The organism is Lysobacter oculi (genome assembly GCF_003293695.1).
In the GTDB taxonomy this organism is placed as follows: domain Bacteria; phylum Pseudomonadota; class Gammaproteobacteria; order Xanthomonadales; family Xanthomonadaceae; genus Solilutibacter; species Solilutibacter oculi.
The window spans coordinates 2513154-2529021 of sequence record NZ_CP029556.1 but is presented as its reverse complement, the minus strand read 5'-3'; the positions used below and the strand labels follow the sequence as shown (position 1 = coordinate 2529021).

Annotated in this window: 15 protein-coding genes, 1 tRNA gene and 2 pseudogenes; 10 read left to right on the top strand and 8 right to left on the bottom strand. The window is 60.4% G+C overall.

Features of this window, described 5'->3' with window-relative positions; genetic code table 11:
- Positions 1–4: 4 nt before the first annotated feature.
- The gene (locus DCD74_RS12115; RefSeq protein ID WP_112927516.1) at positions 5–682 is read right to left on the bottom strand and encodes a DUF6776 family protein; all 678 of its coding nucleotides are present in this window, start codon (positions 680–682) and stop codon (positions 5–7) included.
- Positions 683–824: 142 nt separating this feature from the next.
- Between DCD74_RS12115 and DCD74_RS12110 the strand changes: the two genes are divergently transcribed.
- Positions 825–1451: a DUF4126 domain-containing protein gene (locus DCD74_RS12110; RefSeq protein ID WP_112927846.1), complete on the top strand. Its 627-nt coding sequence runs from the start codon at positions 825–827 to the stop codon at positions 1449–1451.
- A 449-nt stretch (positions 1452–1900) separates the two neighbouring features.
- Here DCD74_RS12110 and DCD74_RS12105 read toward each other — a convergent pair whose 3' ends face one another.
- Entirely contained in the window at positions 1901–2500 is a 600-nt protein-coding gene (locus DCD74_RS12105) for an RNA pyrophosphohydrolase (RefSeq protein WP_112927515.1), read from the bottom strand.
- A 231-nt stretch (positions 2501–2731) separates the two neighbouring features.
- Here DCD74_RS12105 and DCD74_RS12100 point away from each other — a divergent pair.
- The 7 genes from DCD74_RS12100 (at position 2732) to DCD74_RS12765 (ending at position 7606) form a co-directional block, all read left to right on the top strand.
- Positions 2732–2808: transfer RNA gene (locus DCD74_RS12100), tRNA-Met, on the top strand.
- A 220-nt stretch (positions 2809–3028) separates the two neighbouring features.
- The gene (locus DCD74_RS12095; protein ID WP_112927514.1) at positions 3029–4258 is read left to right on the top strand and encodes a tyrosine-type recombinase/integrase; all 1230 of its coding nucleotides are present in this window, start codon (positions 3029–3031) and stop codon (positions 4256–4258) included.
- A gap of 32 nt (positions 4259–4290) precedes the next feature.
- The gene (locus DCD74_RS12775; protein ID WP_162616018.1) at positions 4291–4782 is read left to right on the top strand and encodes a hypothetical protein; all 492 of its coding nucleotides are present in this window, start codon (positions 4291–4293) and stop codon (positions 4780–4782) included.
- Positions 4736–5835, top strand: a protein-coding gene (locus DCD74_RS12090) for an IS3 family transposase (RefSeq protein ID WP_112927513.1) whose coding sequence is annotated in 2 segments (ribosomal slippage) — positions 4736–4994 and positions 4994–5835 — 1101 coding nt in all. Because the reading frame shifts where the segments join, the coding sequence is not laid out codon by codon here. Before DCD74_RS12775 ends, DCD74_RS12090 begins: the two co-directional genes overlap by 47 nt.
- A 106-nt stretch (positions 5836–5941) precedes the next feature.
- The gene (locus tag DCD74_RS12770) at positions 5942–6496 is read left to right on the top strand and encodes a hypothetical protein (RefSeq protein ID WP_162616017.1); all 555 of its coding nucleotides are present in this window, start codon (positions 5942–5944) and stop codon (positions 6494–6496) included.
- Positions 6497–6603: 107 nt separating this feature from the next.
- Positions 6604–6843: a helix-turn-helix transcriptional regulator gene (locus DCD74_RS12085; protein ID WP_217424263.1), complete on the top strand. Its 240-nt coding sequence runs from the start codon at positions 6604–6606 to the stop codon at positions 6841–6843.
- Positions 6844–6922: 79 nt separating this feature from the next.
- Positions 6923–7606, top strand: a complete 684-nt coding sequence (locus tag DCD74_RS12765; protein WP_162616016.1) for a hypothetical protein — start codon at positions 6923–6925, stop codon at positions 7604–7606.
- Positions 7607–7671: 65 nt separating this feature from the next.
- On the opposite strand, the pseudogene DCD74_RS12075 reads toward DCD74_RS12765, so the two are convergent.
- Both DCD74_RS12075 and DCD74_RS12070 read right to left on the bottom strand, forming a co-directional pair.
- Positions 7672–8763 (bottom strand): annotated as a pseudogene (locus DCD74_RS12075) (IS3 family transposase).
- A 185-nt stretch (positions 8764–8948) separates the two neighbouring features.
- Positions 8949–10172 carry a YagK/YfjJ domain-containing protein gene (locus tag DCD74_RS12070; RefSeq protein WP_112927511.1) on the bottom strand — a complete coding sequence of 408 codons (1224 nt, stop codon included), beginning with the start codon at positions 10170–10172 and terminating at the stop codon, positions 8949–8951.
- Positions 10173–10326: 154 nt separating this feature from the next.
- Between DCD74_RS12070 and DCD74_RS12760 the strand changes: the two genes are divergently transcribed.
- Entirely contained in the window at positions 10327–10806 is a 480-nt protein-coding gene (locus tag DCD74_RS12760) for a hypothetical protein (protein WP_162616015.1), read from the top strand.
- Positions 10793–12163: a DUF3987 domain-containing protein gene (locus DCD74_RS12065; RefSeq protein ID WP_162616014.1), complete on the top strand. Its 1371-nt coding sequence runs from the start codon at positions 10793–10795 to the stop codon at positions 12161–12163. Before DCD74_RS12760 ends, DCD74_RS12065 begins: the two co-directional genes overlap by 14 nt.
- Before the next feature lie 56 nt (positions 12164–12219).
- On the opposite strand, the gene radC is transcribed toward DCD74_RS12065, so the two are convergent.
- The 4 genes and pseudogenes from radC to DCD74_RS12045 all read right to left on the bottom strand — a co-directional run bounded on the left by radC (position 12220) and on the right by DCD74_RS12045 (position 15734).
- A complete protein-coding gene (gene radC / locus DCD74_RS12060; RefSeq protein ID WP_112927843.1) occupies positions 12220–12723 on the bottom strand; it encodes a RadC family protein in 504 nt (167 codons plus the stop codon).
- 104 nt (positions 12724–12827) lie between these two features.
- Positions 12828–13723 (bottom strand): annotated as a pseudogene (locus DCD74_RS13235) (recombination directionality factor).
- 10 nt (positions 13724–13733) lie between these two features.
- On the bottom strand, positions 13734–14711 hold the full coding sequence (locus DCD74_RS12050; RefSeq protein WP_112927509.1) for a YqaJ viral recombinase family nuclease: 978 nt from the start codon (positions 14709–14711) through the stop codon (positions 13734–13736).
- 66 nt (positions 14712–14777) lie between these two features.
- Positions 14778–15734 (bottom strand): DUF932 domain-containing protein, encoded by a 957-nt coding sequence (locus DCD74_RS12045; RefSeq protein WP_112927508.1) that lies wholly within the window; start codon positions 15732–15734, stop codon positions 14778–14780.
- Between the last annotated feature and the right edge of the window lie 134 nt (positions 15735–15868).

The following is a 15868-nucleotide window of genomic DNA, read 5'->3' as shown; positions in this document are numbered from 1 at the left end:
CGCATCAAGCGCCGGCGATGTCCTTCCAGTTGAACGCGGCCTCCACAGGCCTGCCCTGCGCGGGGCGCAGCTCGACGATCAGCCGGGTCGGCACGAAGCCCTCGGGCAGCGCGAATTCGCCTTCCACCCGCTGCAGGTAACGCAGCTGGTAGTCGATGCCGGGGGCCTCGGCGGCCTGCCGCAGCGCCGCCCAGTCCAGCCGTTCGAGTTTGCCGGCGCGGCTGCCTTCCACCGCCACCCGCGCCTGGCCGCGGCTCTCGCCGGCCTGCTCGCGACCCTGGGTCAGGGTCAGCTCGAAGCGCCAGACGTTGGCCGCCTGCGGCTGCACGTGCGCGGCATGCACGCTCAGGCCACGGCGTTGCACGTCGGGGCTGACGAAGCGTTCGTAGAAGTCCAGGTCGGCGCGCAGCGCGGCGATCTGCTGGTCGCGCTCGGTCAGGGTGTTCTGCAGTTCCAGCATGGCCTGGCGGCTGATCTGGTCGGACTGGCGCAGGGTGGCGATCTGCTGCTGCAGCGCGGCCTGGGCCCCGCCGGCCGCCGCCGTGCTGCGCGCGGCCAGCAGCTGGTTGCGGTAGCCGTGGGCGCTCAGCCAGCCCCAGCCGGCCAAGGCCAGGGCCAGCACCGCCAGTACCCACGGCAGCCATGCACGGGCCGGGCCCGCCTTGCGGTTCGTCGCGTTCATCCCGCCCTGATACCGCTTAAGCCCACGTCAAGCAAGCCCGCTGCATATACTCGCCCCGTGCGGCCCGTGGCGGCCGCCTGCGGGGGAAACCACCATGTCCTTGCTTGCCCTGATCGACCTGCCGTCCATTTCGATGCCGGAGATGTCGCAGGCCCACCTGTTCGCGATCGGCGTGGTGCTGGCCTGGCTGGCCGGCATCCGCGTGTACCTGACGGTGTTCGGCGTCGGCATCGCCGGGGCGATGGGCTGGATCGACCTGCCGCAGGCGCTGGCCGCCACCGAATCGCCATGGGTGCTGGGCGTGTCCGGCGCACTGGCGCTGGCGGAGTTCTTCGCCGACAAGATCCCCGGCGTGGACAGCGGCTGGGACCTGCTGCACACCCTGCTGCGGGTGCCGGCCGGTGCTTTCCTGGCCGCCGCCGCCATGTCGCCCGACGGCAGCCTGGGCCCGGGCGTGCTGGCCACCGGCGCCGGCGTGGCGCTGACCAGCCACTTCCTCAAGTCCAGCTCGCGGGCGGTGCTCAATACCTCGCCGGAGCCGGTGACCAACTGGACCGCCTCGGTCGGCGAAGACGTGATGACCGTGGGCGGGCTGGCGCTGGCGTTCTCGCACCCGTGGATCGCGCTGGTGATCGTGGTCACCGCGACGGTGCTGTTCGCGGCCTTTGTCTGGTGGGTCTGGCGCAAGGTCGCCCGCGGCGCCCGCCGACTGCTCTCGCCCGAACCCGACGCGACCGATCCCGGCACCGGGCTGACGCCGCCGCGCTGAGGCCGGTCGGTGTTTCCGGAGGGGGTGATGATGCTTCGCCCCGTGCCTGTTCAAGGGTGGTGCGGCTTCGACGGGCCGCACACGACCCGCACGCACGCGCCCACCGTCCTGACCGGCATCGCTGCCGCTTTTCGCCCCGCGCACGGGGCTTTTTCGGCCGTCGACGGCGCTTTTTGCGCCATGCATGGGACTTTTTTGCCCATGCACGGGACTTTTTCGGTCATCGATGACGCTTTTTTGCCCACGCGTGGGACTTTTTCGCGCACCGATGGCGCTTTTTGCGCCACGCACGGGACTTTTTCGCCCATGCATGGGACTTTTTCGGCCATCGATGGCGCAAAAAGCGCCATCGACGGGACTTTTTCTGACTCAACTGCCGGTTTTTCCTACACCGATGCGCTCACCGGCACCGGCCACGACGCCGAAGCCGGCATCGTCCTTCCTCGCGATCAGCCGCCTTCGGTCGGGGGGCGGCCGCCGCTGCCGCGCTGGCCACCCGGCGGGCGGCGGCGCGGGCGCTTGGCGCTGAAGTTGCGGACCTCGCGGCAGGGCGGCGGCACCGCCTGCGGCCCGGCGATGCCCCGGGCCAGCGGCGCCAGGTGCTGCAGCGCGCGCGAATAGACGCCACGCTTGAACATCACCACGTTCTGCACCGGGTACCAGAAATCCACCCAGCGCCAGTGGTCGAACTCGGGGTGGTCGGTCAGGTCCAGGCGGACGTCGGCCTCCTCGCCCTTGAGGTGCAGCAGGAACCAGACCTGCTTCTGCCCGATGCAGACCAGCCGGTCACGGTGGCGGATGGCGCGCGGCGGCAGCCGGTAGCGCAGCCAGCCCGGCGTGGCGCCCAGCACTTCGACATGTTCGGGCAACAGGCCGGTTTCTTCGCGCAACTCGCGGTACATGGCCTCCAACGGGGTCTCGTCGGAATTCATGCCGCCCTGCGGGAATTGCCAGCCGTCCCGGCGTACCCGGCGTGCCCAGAACACCCGGCCGTCCGGGTGCATCAGCACAATGCCCACGTTGGGGCGATAGCCGTCCGGATCGATCACGACTCGGACTCCTGAATGATTTGGGGATATACCCCGCTGTCCCGACTGTGCCATGACCCGCCGGGTGCCACAAGTCGAAGGGCGCGCGGGTGGCCGAACGTTGACGGCAGGCGGCGGGGCGTGCAGAATTCCCGGCTCGCCGCGCCCTGCGCGGTCGACGGCTATGTAGCTCAGCCGGTTAGAGCACGTCACTCATAATGTCGGGGTCATAGACACGAAATCTGAAAATTTGGCTATGTAGCTCAGACGGTTAGAGCGCGAGACTCATAATCCCGAGGTCGGTGGTTCGATTCCACCCATAGCCACCACACTAAAATCTGGCAAAGCATCCAAACAAGTCCAGAGAAAGCCAGATGTGATCAAAAGCCGCTGAAATCAGCGGCTTTTTTTATGCCTGAATCGGTATTTCCTTTGAAGACAGGCTCAATTGGACTCATCTGGATCCATTGCCATCCACGATTTTTGGGGGCATATTCGGGGGCATAAGGGGCACGCCGATCTCGCATGCCCCCATCAAAGGAAGTATGGATGCCCCTCACTGAAGTAGTGATCCGACAGGCGAAACCAGACGCTAAAACAAAGCGCATCTACGACACCGGTGGGCTTTACTTGGAGATCACGCCATCGGGCAGCAAACTCTGGCGCTGGAAGTTCAGATTTGCCGGCAAAGAACGGCGGCTTGCATTGGGGTCGTACCCGGCAACCGGTCTCAAAGATGCTCGCCAGCGCCGGGATGAAGCAAGAAGTCGACTCGAAGCGGGAATTGACCCCAGCGCCCACCGTCGCGCCGAAAAGCTCACCGGGTCTGACCGAGCAGCCAATAGCTTCGAACGTATAGCTAGAGAATGGCTGGCAGTCAAAGAGCATGAGTGGACCGAGAAACAGTTCCTGAAAGAACAGGCCCGCATTGAAAATCATGCAACGCCTTACATCGGTGGTCGTCCAATTGCCGATTTGGGTGTCATGGATATTCGCCCCCTCATCGATCGCCTAGTCAGGGCCAATCATCTCGAACAAGCTCACCGACTGCGGTTTCAGTTGAGCCGCGTGTTCAAATTTGCAATCGCGACCGAGCGAGCCGCACGGGACCCCGCTGCGGATCTGAGCGCAGTTCTCCCAAGCCGCCGCAAGCAACGACACCCCACTATCACTGACCCAGACACAATCGGGCAGTTGCTTCGGTGCATCGACGGTTTTGAGGGCTCTTTCCCTGTCGCCTGTGCACTCAAACTTGCCCCACTCTGGTTTTGCCGGCCAGGCGAAATCCGAATGGCGGAATGGTCTCAAATCAACCTTGACAGTGAGGATCCGCAGTACGTCGTCCCACCGATCAACCGCAAACTCCGCAGAGCCGCCAAGGAGTCACCTGACACTCCTTCGCATGTCATCCCGCTTAGCAGACAGGCGGTCGAAATCTTGCGCGAGCTTCACCTCGTAACCGGAAGAGGCAAGTACTTGTTCCCTGGCGCGCGAGATCCGCGGCGCAACATGAGTGACGGCGCAATCAATGCTGCCATCGCGCGTATCGGCTTTAAAGGGAAGATTGTTGGACACGGCTTCCGCCACATGGCATCGACTTTGCTACGTGAACAGGGTTGGTCAAGAGAAGCTGTCGAAGCCCAGTTGTCCCATGAAATCGGTGGCACCGAGGGGGTCTACAACTTAGCCAAGTATCTGCCCGAACGCCGAAACATGATGCAGGCTTGGGCGGATTACCTTGACGAGCTGAAAAATCCGCAGTCGTCTCAAAATTCCTAGTCCCGCTGCATCGTCGTCCAGGAACGGAATTCATGCCGAGTTACACACATTTCTCTTCCACGCCTTCACTAACTGAACTGTTGGATTTGGGCGAAAGGCTTTGGCATGAACAAGCCGAAAAAAGATCCATGCCGTCTTTCAATTTGAAACGACTCTGGACGGTAGCGGAAGGCTATATGGACTGGGAAAAAGAGGCGCGAGACTTTGAACAAACTCGCAACATTCTTGCCCAATTGGAACCAAACGACCTCAAAAGCGTGCAAATATTTTCGAATGAACAGATCGAACAGTTAGAAACCCTGTCTCAATCAGAACACGAAGCTTCTGCGCTTCGGCTGTACCCCGAACTTCGATCATTCTTATCCACTCAAAAACAATTGGTCGAGCGCTCAAGGATGAATGATGGAGACGACGTCCCCCCACCTTTGAGTAGCGCCGCGATCTGGAGTCCAATCCCCAACGACAAGGAGATTGGACGTGAAGAAGCGTTTTACCGAAGAACAGATCATCGGCTTCCTGCGTGAGGCCGAGGCCGGCCTGCCGGTCAAGGACCTGTGCCGCCGGCACGGCTTCAGCGAAGCCTCGTATTACCTGTGGCGCAGCAAGTTCGGCGGCATGAGCGTGCCCGACGCCAAGCGCCTCAAGGAGCTGGAGGCGGAGAACACCCGGCTGAAGAAGCTGCTGGCCGAGCAGATGTTCGAGAACGACGTGATCAAGGACGCCCTGCGAAAAAAGTGGTGACCGCACCGGCTCGACGCGAGCTGGTGCGGCATCTGGTGGACAAGGGGCTGAGCGAGCGACGATCGCTGGCGGTGGTGCGCATGAGCGCCAGCGCCTACCGCTATGCGCCGCGTCCGGACCGCAACGTCGAGCTGCGGGCGCGGATCTTGGCGCTGGCGCGGCGGCACAAGCGCTACGGCGTCGGGATGATCCACCTCAAGCTCAGGCAAGCGGGGCTGCTCGTGAACTACAAGCGCGTTGAACGGCTGTACCAGGAGGCGAAGCTGCAGGTGCGGCGCCGCAAGCGCAAGAAGGTGTTGCCGGGCGAGCGCCAGCCGCTGATCCGGCCGCTGGCGGCCAATCAGGTGTGGTCGATGGACTTCGTGTTCGACCGCACCGCCGAAGGTCGGGTCATCAAGTGCCTGACGATCGTCGACGACGCCACCCACGAGGCCATCGTGATCGAGGTCGAGCGCGCGATCTCCGGACTGGGCGTGACGCGCGTGCTCGACCGTCTGGCGCTCACCCGCGGCCTACCGCAGGTGATCCGCACCGACAACGGCAAGGAGTTCTGCGGCAAGGCTATGGTCACCTGGGCGTACGAGCGCGGCGTGCAACTGCGCCTGATCCAACCCGGCAAGCCGAACCAGAACGCCTACGTCGAATCCTTCAACGGGCGCCTGCGCGACGAGTGCCTCAACGAACACTGGTTCACCCACCTGCTGCACGCCCGGACCGTCATCGGAACCTGGCGCCGGGAATACAACGAGGATCGGCCGAAGAAGGCATTGGGCGGACTGACACCGAGCGCCTACGCAAAACAACTGGCATCCACTACCATCAACCCCGGACTCTAAATCGCCCCGCTACTGAAAGCGGGGGGACGTCGGAGATGTAGACGCATTCGCTTTCACCAGAGAATCCTTTCGGACCGAATTCAAACCGCGGCGCGCGTCCGACGCCATGATCCTGCTCAGCGATTACAAGCCTGACACATGGGGGAAGGAAACACCGTTTTTTTATCAAGGACTTCTCTTTTCAGCACTCTTCTTCAATGAGGCAAAGAATTACAAAGCACTGAGTCAATTGGACGCAGCCTGGGCATCGTTGACGCAAGCTTTCTACCACTTGGGATCGAATTCATCGTCTCGAACCATGCAGGAAGCGAGTAGGGATCGCGCACGCAACAAAGGCTCCCGTAAGAGCCACGAGATTCGAATGGCTGTGCTGGAGCTCATACCTGAAATTCCCAAAGATGGAACTAATAAGACCCTAAGCGCTGCAGTTGATCTTGTCATCGAGAAGCTCAAGACCAGCGAAAAGTATGCGCGCGCATTACTGGAATTCCAAACCCGAAGTTCTAAGAAGAAAACTAGTGAGGACACGCAAGACGACACAGATGTGCCATTCGACCGCTTTCGCAAAACGCTTTTGCACTGGGCCGGTTCCCGGTCACCTTATCCAGACGTACGAAGCGCTTTCGCGCCCTTCAGGTCTGCTCAAGGAAACGATAGCTAGGGCGGCTTGCACATTATCCAACTCCTGTCAAGCCATCTGCTAGCAGACTGTTCGATCAAACGGCCGTGGTCGCGGATATTTTGCGTCCCTTAACAACGGACACGAAAGTGGAACAAACCTCCCTGACCTCATTGCGGATTATTCCCGTATCTGAAACCGCCCATCGACTCAAGATAGGACGAAGCACGCTCTACAACTGGCTCAACCCCAAATCGAAAAGTTACAACTCCCTCTTCCCCAAGCCAGTGCGGCTGGGCTCGTCGGTCGGCTTCATCGAGCATGAAATTGACCAGTTCATTTTGGATCTGATGTCAGCAAGGGAAGGCTCAGGGGTTTCAGGGAAGTAAATCCGGACAAATGGGCCTTTCCGCCAATGCCTCATCAATTCCTTGCTCGACGAATTATCCGAACCTCCCGAGTCCAATCATGAACGATCACCTTCAATACACCATCAGAACTGCGAGTCCGACCGATGTTTCCCCGCCACGTCTAACGCTGGCCAACTCCAGCCCTTTCTACAAGCTCGCGACCCAGCCCGCGGTGTCTTCGGCCGTGCCCAACAATTTGTCGGTGTACACCCGGCTCGTAACGCCAATGTTGATTACAGATCGCTCCGACTGCGACAGGCAATCGCCACTCACGCGAATGTTGGCCCCTCTGAACTCGATGGCACCTGCGGCTTTCGCTCTGCTGGAGACCGTTCTTGCAGGGGAGAACCTCAACGCACTGTTTTCGGAAAACAGCCAAGAGCGACAACGCGGCCAACTCATGAACCCCTTCGCCAAAAAGTATGTTCAGGCCCAAGTTCGCAAGCTGTGCCTTCATAAAGGGCATGGCGCCAACAGCAAACGGCGATTTGGTACTGAGGTCGATGACATTCGTGGCCGATACCCTGAACTACAACGACAAACCATGGCGTTCTGTGCCTTTTGCGTCGTTCTTGAATGGTGGGCCGGCGTGGCAAAGCTTGATACGCTTGACCGCATCCATCCGCCTCCCAACTCTGCGCTGATCACGAAGATGTCAGGCTTGAACTTTTGTCAGTCCGAGATTGATGCCGTTCGCACGATCCTGTACTGGCGGCCTCGCAAGTTTAAGTACGACTTCTAATAGTCGATTGACAATACCGCCTACCGAAAGGTAGGCGGTTTTTTTTCGCTACTTCGGCACGCTTCCTATTGCGTATGCCGCCGACGTCCCCCCGCTTTCAGTAGCGGAACCATTTGGAGTCCGGGGTTACTGTAGCTGAGCTTCTGCCAATTGCTTTGCGTAGGCGGCGGGCGTCAGCCCGCCAAGTGCCTTCTTCGGTCTTTCCTCGTTGTATTCCCTGCGCCAGATTTCGATGACCGTCCGCGCCTGCAGCAGGCTTGTGAACCAGTGCTCGTTGAGACATTCGTCGCGCAGCCGGCCGTTGAACGACTCGACGTAGGCGTTCTGGTTTGGCTTGCCAGGCTCGATGAGGCGCAGATCCACGCCGCGCCCGTGCGCCCACTCGACCATCGCCTTGCCGCAGAACTCCTTGCCGTTGTCGGTGCGGATCACCCGCGGCAAGCCGCGACTGAGCGCCAGGCGATCGAGCACGCGCGTGAGCATCTGGCCGGAGATCGCGCGCTCGACTTCTATGGCGACGGCCTCGTGCGTGGCGTCGTCGACGATCGTCAGGCACTTGAGCACGCAACCTTCGCCGGTGCGGTCGAACACGAAGTCCATCGACCACACCTGATTGGCCGCGGTCGGTCGCAGCAGCGGCTGCCGCTCGCCCACCGGCACCTTCTTCCGCTTGCGCCGCCGCACCTGCAGCCGTGCTTCCTGGTACAGCCGTTCCACGCGCTTGTAGTTCACGAGCATCCCCGCTTGCCTCAGCTTGAGATGGATCATCCCCACGCCATAGCGCTTGTGCCGCTGTGCCAGCGCCTGGATGCGCTCGCGCAACTCGACATTGCCGTCCGGCCGTGGCGCGTAGCGCAACGCGCTGGCGCTCATGCGGACGGCCGCCAAGGCCCGTCGCTCGCTCAATCCCTTGGCGACCAGATCCCGCACCAGCGCACGCCGCGCCGGTGCGGTTACGACTTTTTTCGAAGAACGTCCTTGATGACGTCGTTCTCGAACATCTGCTCGGCCAGCAGCTTCTTCAGCCGGGTGTTCTCCGCCTCCAGTTCCTTCAGCCGCTTCGCGTCCGACACGGTCATGCCGCCGAACTTGCTGCGCCACAGGTAGTACGAGGCTTCGCTGAAACCGTGCCGGCGGCACAGCTCCTTGATCGGCATGCCCGCGTCGGCCTCACGCAGAAAGCCAATGATCTGTTCTTCGGAAAAGCGCTTCTTCACGTCCAATCTCCTTCTCGTTGGGAATTGGACTCCAAATCGCTGTGCTACTCAAAACCGGGGGGACGTCGCCGCGGCACGAGAAGGACTGGGCAGCCGAGGTTGGGCTGCCTACCCCACTAACCGCACTACGCTGCCTTTGCGCCGACTCCTGCAGCCCGCCTATCCTGAGGCAGCAGCTCGGCCTCCCTGCGGGCGTGCTTCAGAGCAGCCAGATCACCAAGCAGTACCCGGCGCGCTACCGACACATCATTTCCAGCCTTCCTCGGCGCTCCGCGCTTTGGGTTTCCCCGCTGACCGCGGGGCGGCTGGCTCTTACGCAGGTTCCGGCCCATGTTCTTTTTCACGTACAGGTGCGGCATCTTCCCGAGCTTACACATGTATGCTATCGCCTTACGCAGACCTCGCAGCATCTCTTCGTCCCCTGGGCCCAACAGCCCGAGTGAATTGTGCTCATACTCCGCTCGACGTTCCCAGCAATTTTTAGTCGATCCGAGCACCGGTGAACCGATGCACCTGTCGATCCAGTACTTGCCTAGCTTCTCGGTTAGGTGGAAGCCGTCGCGATGCTTGTGGCCATCGACTGCGACCCAAACGTGGTAGTGGATGCAACGATCTAGGCCATCCTCTCGGACGACAATGTAGGCGAGCACATCATCGATTATGTTGTCTCGACCAAGTTCGCGAACGAACTTGTCAATCGCTAATCGAGCAGCTTTGGACTCGCTAATCAACTTTGCGTCCGCTTCGAAGTACAGATCGATGCGCATGCTAAGTAGACGGGAATGCACTGCTAGCACTTTCAGCATCAACTCCGCACAACTCGCATACATGTCGCGGGCAACGCGCGTCAGACCTTTGAGCTCATCTTGGAATGCCTTTCTTGAGACCACGTACCTAATTAGACGAAACTGACGTGCAAGAAGCTTCGGCAGCCCGGGAACCAAAAGCGCATCCGTGTCAGCATGCGTCGTATATCCGCGTAGACGGGGTCCCCACTTGCGCGCGACATGGACACCCAAGCGCAACCAAGGATTGAGGCGTCTACCTTCGCAAAGTTCCAACAGTTCAGAATCCGCATGGACCACCGAACGCCAGAAAGCCCTGCCCTGCGGGGTCAGCCGGCGAACCACTTGACCACCGACGATGTGGTTACTAAATGGATCGTCACCTCCCTTAGCCACACTCTCGACCGCTTCCTGCATGTGTTTCATGAACACGTGCATTCGACGCACACGTCCGACTTCTTTGACCATGTCCGACGTCCCATTCGGATAGCGAATGAGATGTCGCGTCAACGTATCACTGTCGGCTAGTGTCATTTTCCTGCCCTTTTTAACCATCGATTCCATATTTCAACTCCTTCGATTGCGCTGGAACCCACCACTACAATTGAACGTATCTAGAGCCCCCCTAAAAGCTTATAGGCACATACCGGAATTCGTTTGAGTGAGATCTGATTCGTAGACCACAAAAACACTGAAAACTGGTTGAGTTTTCCTAAATATGCTGCTCGAATTGCATGTCGAATTAACGTACTTTTTATGTGTTTTGAAATCGCAGCCAAGACTGCAAACACCTCGTGCCGCCACATTCAAACGGCAGCAAGTCATCACCTCCTCGATCGTGTTGATGCGAAACAAGGTGCACCACGAGTACGGCAACGTCCAGCTCGGAAACGTGGGAGTTTCAGGAAAAAAAGTGCAACTTCTCAAGCACCTAATTGCCACAAAATTTTTATTTTTGATCAACCCTCACCAATCAGGTAGTTGCGCCAACTCGACACAAGAAAAAAAAATCGCTCGGAGCGACAAATATGCGTTCCGCATCATTTGGCAACTGCAAACAGGCACTATTCGCAATCAAACTCGTCTTTATTTACCATCTTCAATAGTGCGACGTCCGGCAGACTTACAGCAGGGCACCACGAAAAATCGCGTGGTCGCTCTGTCAACTTCCACGGAGGCGTCAAGTGATCTTGTATGAAAACCCTGCTTTTCCTTTTAATGCGCTGCCATCAGCAATCCGCGATGCCTTGCAAGAAGCCTGCATTCTCACAGCAGCCCCGCCCGAAATCGTGATGCTATTGGGGCTGTCTGCCCTAACCATCTCAGCACGCGATTTCGCAGTCACAGCGCCAACCGACGGCGAAGTCATCTCTACCCAGATTTATTGCATGGGTATTGCTGAGAAACAATCTGGCAAGGGGCGGGCATACAAAGCGATTTTCAAGCCCATCCTGGAGTTCGACCTATACATAGAGGAGCTGCGAGGGCGCGGTATCGCCAACCTGCCCCAAGATCTGTCTGAAGTGCTCGTCAACGAGGCTTCCTGGCCGGCCATTTTTGAGGCCCTGAGCGGTACGTCGAAACAGGTAGCCCTGATCAACCTTGATGCGGAGACGTTTCTCAAGGGGTCAATCATGCGCAACCCGGGCCTTGTCAATGAGTTCTTCGACTCGCCGAGCCGAATGACCAAGCGCCTCACCTCCAACAAGGTCCTGCGCGCGCTCCATCCAACGCTGGGGATCTGCCTACTGGTTCAACCTGTGATTTACATGGACCATCTGCGCCGCCGCGGTGCCTCGGAGAAGGCTATCGGTCTAATGGATCGAGTGATATACGGGATCGCTGGACCGAACACCAGCCGAAGACCCGTGGAGATTCAGACGCCAGCATTGAGTATTCTTCACCAAGTGCTGCTTGCGCTGCTAAAACGCGGCCTAAGCAGGTTGCTTGCCGGGACGTACTCACGCGAGGTTTTGGAATTCGACGAAACGGCGACATCGCTATGGCGGCAGATCGCGTCGTCTCTCGATAGTCCGTTTCGGCAGAATCCGGCGCCACGTGTCGCCGAGAAGAGCTGGCGCATTGCGTCGGCGATCCATGTCGTAGCCGTAACCATCGAGCGTCTTCGTGCTGGCTACAGAATTGACGACCCGTTTCCGCCAATCACCGCGTATGCGCTGGAATCGGCATGGCAAATCGTTGTTTGGTCCATTGGTGAGACCAACAAGGTCTTTCAGTTGATGGCAGAAGCGAGCCAACCCACTTCAAAGATCTTGACCCGCCGGGTTGACGAGGCGGTGGCCGCCCACCAGCTCTTACGCACGTACCTGGGGCAGTGCCGAACTACGATCTTGTCCATGAATCAGGCCCAGAACGTGTCAGGATTGAGCGCGCACAAATTCCGCTTCGTGGTCGAACATTTCACGGCGGCCGGATTGGTTCACATGACCGAAGACCGAGACATCTTGTTCCTACCGGGTTTCTTTCATAATCCTGCAACCCCCATGCCCATACCAGCTACTTACCCCGCAATGGCATTGAGTCAATGGATCTGACCCAAAAGAAAAGAGGAAGCAGTCAGGGCCACCTAAGTGGCCCTGACCATATCTCGTTAAACCCAACCCCGAGCGGCAAGCGATGCCGCTTGCAAGCCACCGACTATGATGTGGTCAAGCAGTCGGATGTCCACGAGAGAAAGTGCCTGCTTCAGCCGGGAAGTCACCGCCCGATCGGCCGCTGAAGGTTCGAGATGGCCGGACGGATGATTGTGGGCCACAATCACCGCTGCCGCATTGCAGCGAAGGGCTTTCCGGACCACTTCGCGCGGGTGTACCTCGGCCCCGTCGACGGTGCCCTGGAACAATTCCACGTATTCGATCAGCCGGTGGCGCTTGTCCAGAAAGACCGCTGCGAAGACTTCCCGCTCCAGTCCTGCCAGTTTGTCTTGGAAGAACCTTCCGGATGCCAGTGGATCGGTGAACGATTCCCCGCGCTGCATCCTTTGGCCCGCGACGGCCCTTGCCGCCTCGATGATTTCATCCGCATTGGCAACGCGGTAGCGCCGCAACTCACTTCTCACGTACAGCCGGTTGCCTTGCGATGCTTCGGGTCGCATTTCGGTGTCCTTGTCGGTGATGCATTGATCTGCCCTGCGACAAAGCGAAGGGGCCATAGTTGGCCCCTTCGCCTTCGCTTGCATGGATGAGTGTTTCGGTTCGTCTAACCTGTGCTGGCGATGGCGATCTTTTCCTGGAGGCGTCCGCTGAGGCCCTTCGGTGCGGCCACATTCGGCTTTGCGGCCGTGCCTTGTTCATCGGGGAAGAACTCTTCGACGACCGCCGGGACGTCTTCCTCCAGCTCTTCAAACGCACCGCTGGCAAAGCCTTGGCGTGCCGCTTCGTCCAGCGCGGCTTGGTCGAAGCCGGCTTGCTTGCGTTCCCCGTCCAGTCGACGTGCATCGGTGATCGCTTGCTCCAGCGCCATGCCGGAACGGACCACAAGATCCACATAGAAGATTGGCGCACGGTGACTCTGGGTCGTCGACTTGCCGCGCAGCTTCAGTTCCAACGGCAGGCAGGCCAGCAACCCGCCTGAGACGGCCTCGAAATACTGCAACCGCGCTGCCAAGGTGCGGATCGTGTTGAAAGATGTAAAGATGTCGTGCGCAACACGAAGGTGCCGGTCTCATCCTCCTCACCGATGCGCACGTTGAACCGTGCGTAGGGTCTGCACTGGCCTTCGGCAAATCGACAGCCCTCCGGTCCCGGACAGGGCAAGGCCTCGATGCCCTCTTGTCCCAATCTCCTGCAGCTCTCGCCATTGCCGACGCACAGGGGTCGTCCCGTGGTTCGGTCGAACAGATTGAAGTCCGCCCGCAGGTTGAGGCTCGGATCGTTGAACAGCAGCCGGACCGGCAGGCTGCGCAGCTTGCCGCCGGCCTGCTGGCGGAGTGCCTCGTCCAGCGGATGCAACAACCAACCGTCTCGGTTCTGGACCTGGCTCGTGAGGGTGAACTGGTCGTCCTTCTCGGGCAGGCGCATGCCATTGCGTTCGACCACGCGCCCGATCGAGATCCTCCCCACCACCGGTGGGGTAATCGCAAATCCCTTCAACATGGGTGTTCTCCTAGGAGTGATCGGCTTTGGCCGAGATCAGGAACCGGCGTGCACCGGGTTTGGGGACGCTGTACTGGGCCATGAGCTCCGGGTGGTCCTGGGCCAGGCGCTTGGTATCGAGGCCGGTGCCGTCCTGGGCCCGCTTGAAGCTCACCTCGCCGGTGGCGAAGACCGCACGGGCGGCGTCGCCCATGGCCTGCTGCAGGGTCTGCTTGAGCCGTTCGGCGTGCTTGCCGCGCACCTCCAGCTCGTCCTTCAGGACCACCAGCTCCGCGAAGGTGTCCGACAGCACGCGGTTCTCGCAGAAGTCCAGCGTGTTGCCGCCACCGGGGTACAGCTGGCGCAGTGCTTTTCCTGCGGACTCGCTGCCATCGGCCGGCGGCTCGATGTCGGTGGTGACGTACTGCCAGAACCGGGCTTCCAGGACCATCAGCCGGGCGATGACCTCCTCATCGCGCTCGATGCGGTGGATCTCCAGCCGTTGGCCACATAGCAGGACCGCCACATCAACGGCCTGCTGGTTGGTGACGGCCAGCTGGTGCTGGACTTGCAGCTGGATGTACTCGGGGACACCGTCCCGCCAGAGCTTCGAGCCCCATTCCCCGGCGGTCTTGCACTCCAGGATCTGGACATCCGGGCAGCCCACGACCTCGCGGTCGATATTGGCCAGCATGTGCGGACATGTCGGGTGCTGAAGGACCGCATTGACCTTGCGGACCTTGCGATCGGTCTGCTGCGAGTACGCAACGGCCACATAGGGCTCCAGCAAGATGCCCCAGTAACGCGCATCGTCCATCCCGGGTGGTGCATTCTCGGCCGGCGTCCTGCCGGTCTTTTCCATCCACAGTTCCAGCTGGCTCTTGTAGGGGCACAGGCCCACGGCAGCAGCAGCATCGGAACTGCCGATGCCGCCCTGGCGCACGGACAACCACTGCTGCCGGTCGAGCGTGCGCGTGTCCACCAGCCGCAAGGCGGCGTTCTTCTTCATGGGAGATCTCCAAAGCAAAATGCCCGACACGAAGCCGGGCGTTGGGGAACAACAAGGGGAAAGTAATCAGGCGGTCAGCTGGATGAGCTCATCCCAGGCACGTTGCTTGAACTGCGCGCCTTGGCCGAACCAGGCCGCCTCACGACGGTGATCCTCGCTGCGCGCGCGCCGATGGTGGTCGACGTACTCGGTGACGCTGTTGAGCAGGCCCCAGGCCGTGCCGCGACTGGAGGCCAGCTGCGCGCCCCGACCGCCGCCTTCGTAGAGGGAACGCACAGAGCGCACCGCCAGTTCGTTGACCACAGGCGCCTTACCTGACTGGCCCGGGTACACCAGCACCCGGCGCAGCAGACCCTCGACCGAGTCCGGATCCACAGGACAGGCGACCAGATCCTTCATCTGGGCCACGAAGTGCGCCCACGGGGCAACGGTGATCCCCAACTGCTGCTTGACCGCTTCGGCATCGAACGCCGAGCGGTGCGGCACCTTCACCGCACCCCGGTTGTCGCCCAGGGCAATCTGCAAAGTGTTGTTGCAGACCACCCGTACCGAGGTGAACTGGGCGGTGGTCGCCAGCGACCCGTCACACGCCGTGGCTAGCAGCAGGTACCCGTTGACCTGGTCCTTGCCCTTCAGCGTCGTGCTCTGGCCGGTCCGGGCGAGCGCCCAGAACTTCCGGCCTTCCCGAAGCACACCCGCCGTTTCGAGCTCGAAGCCCGCGTCCTCGGTGAGGTCGCGGTAGAACTCCAGCACTTCCTCCGGCTGGACGACCTGGAAGCGCTTCGACACGACCGCCAAGGGACGCTTGGTGTCGGAGCGGTAGAGCACTTTCTGTTCGGGGAAGGAGTGGATCGCTCCGACTGTCTGGCTGCCGGTGATGTAACGGACTTCAGACTCCTCGATCGTCCAGTCCATCCCCGCCTGGCGCTTCCAGACGTCGATGGGCTGCAGGGTGGTGAGCTTGTTGCCAAGGCCATGCCATGGCTTCTCGCCGGCATAGGCCATCGTTTCGACCAGGTGCATGTTGAATCCTCGTGTTGGACGGCATAAACGCAGAAGGCCCGCCGGTGAGGGCGGGCCTTCTGTGAGTGCCGATGGATGGCTAGGGATAACGATCGAACGGCGGCTTCTTGAGCAGCGAGGCCAGGACCGCGGCT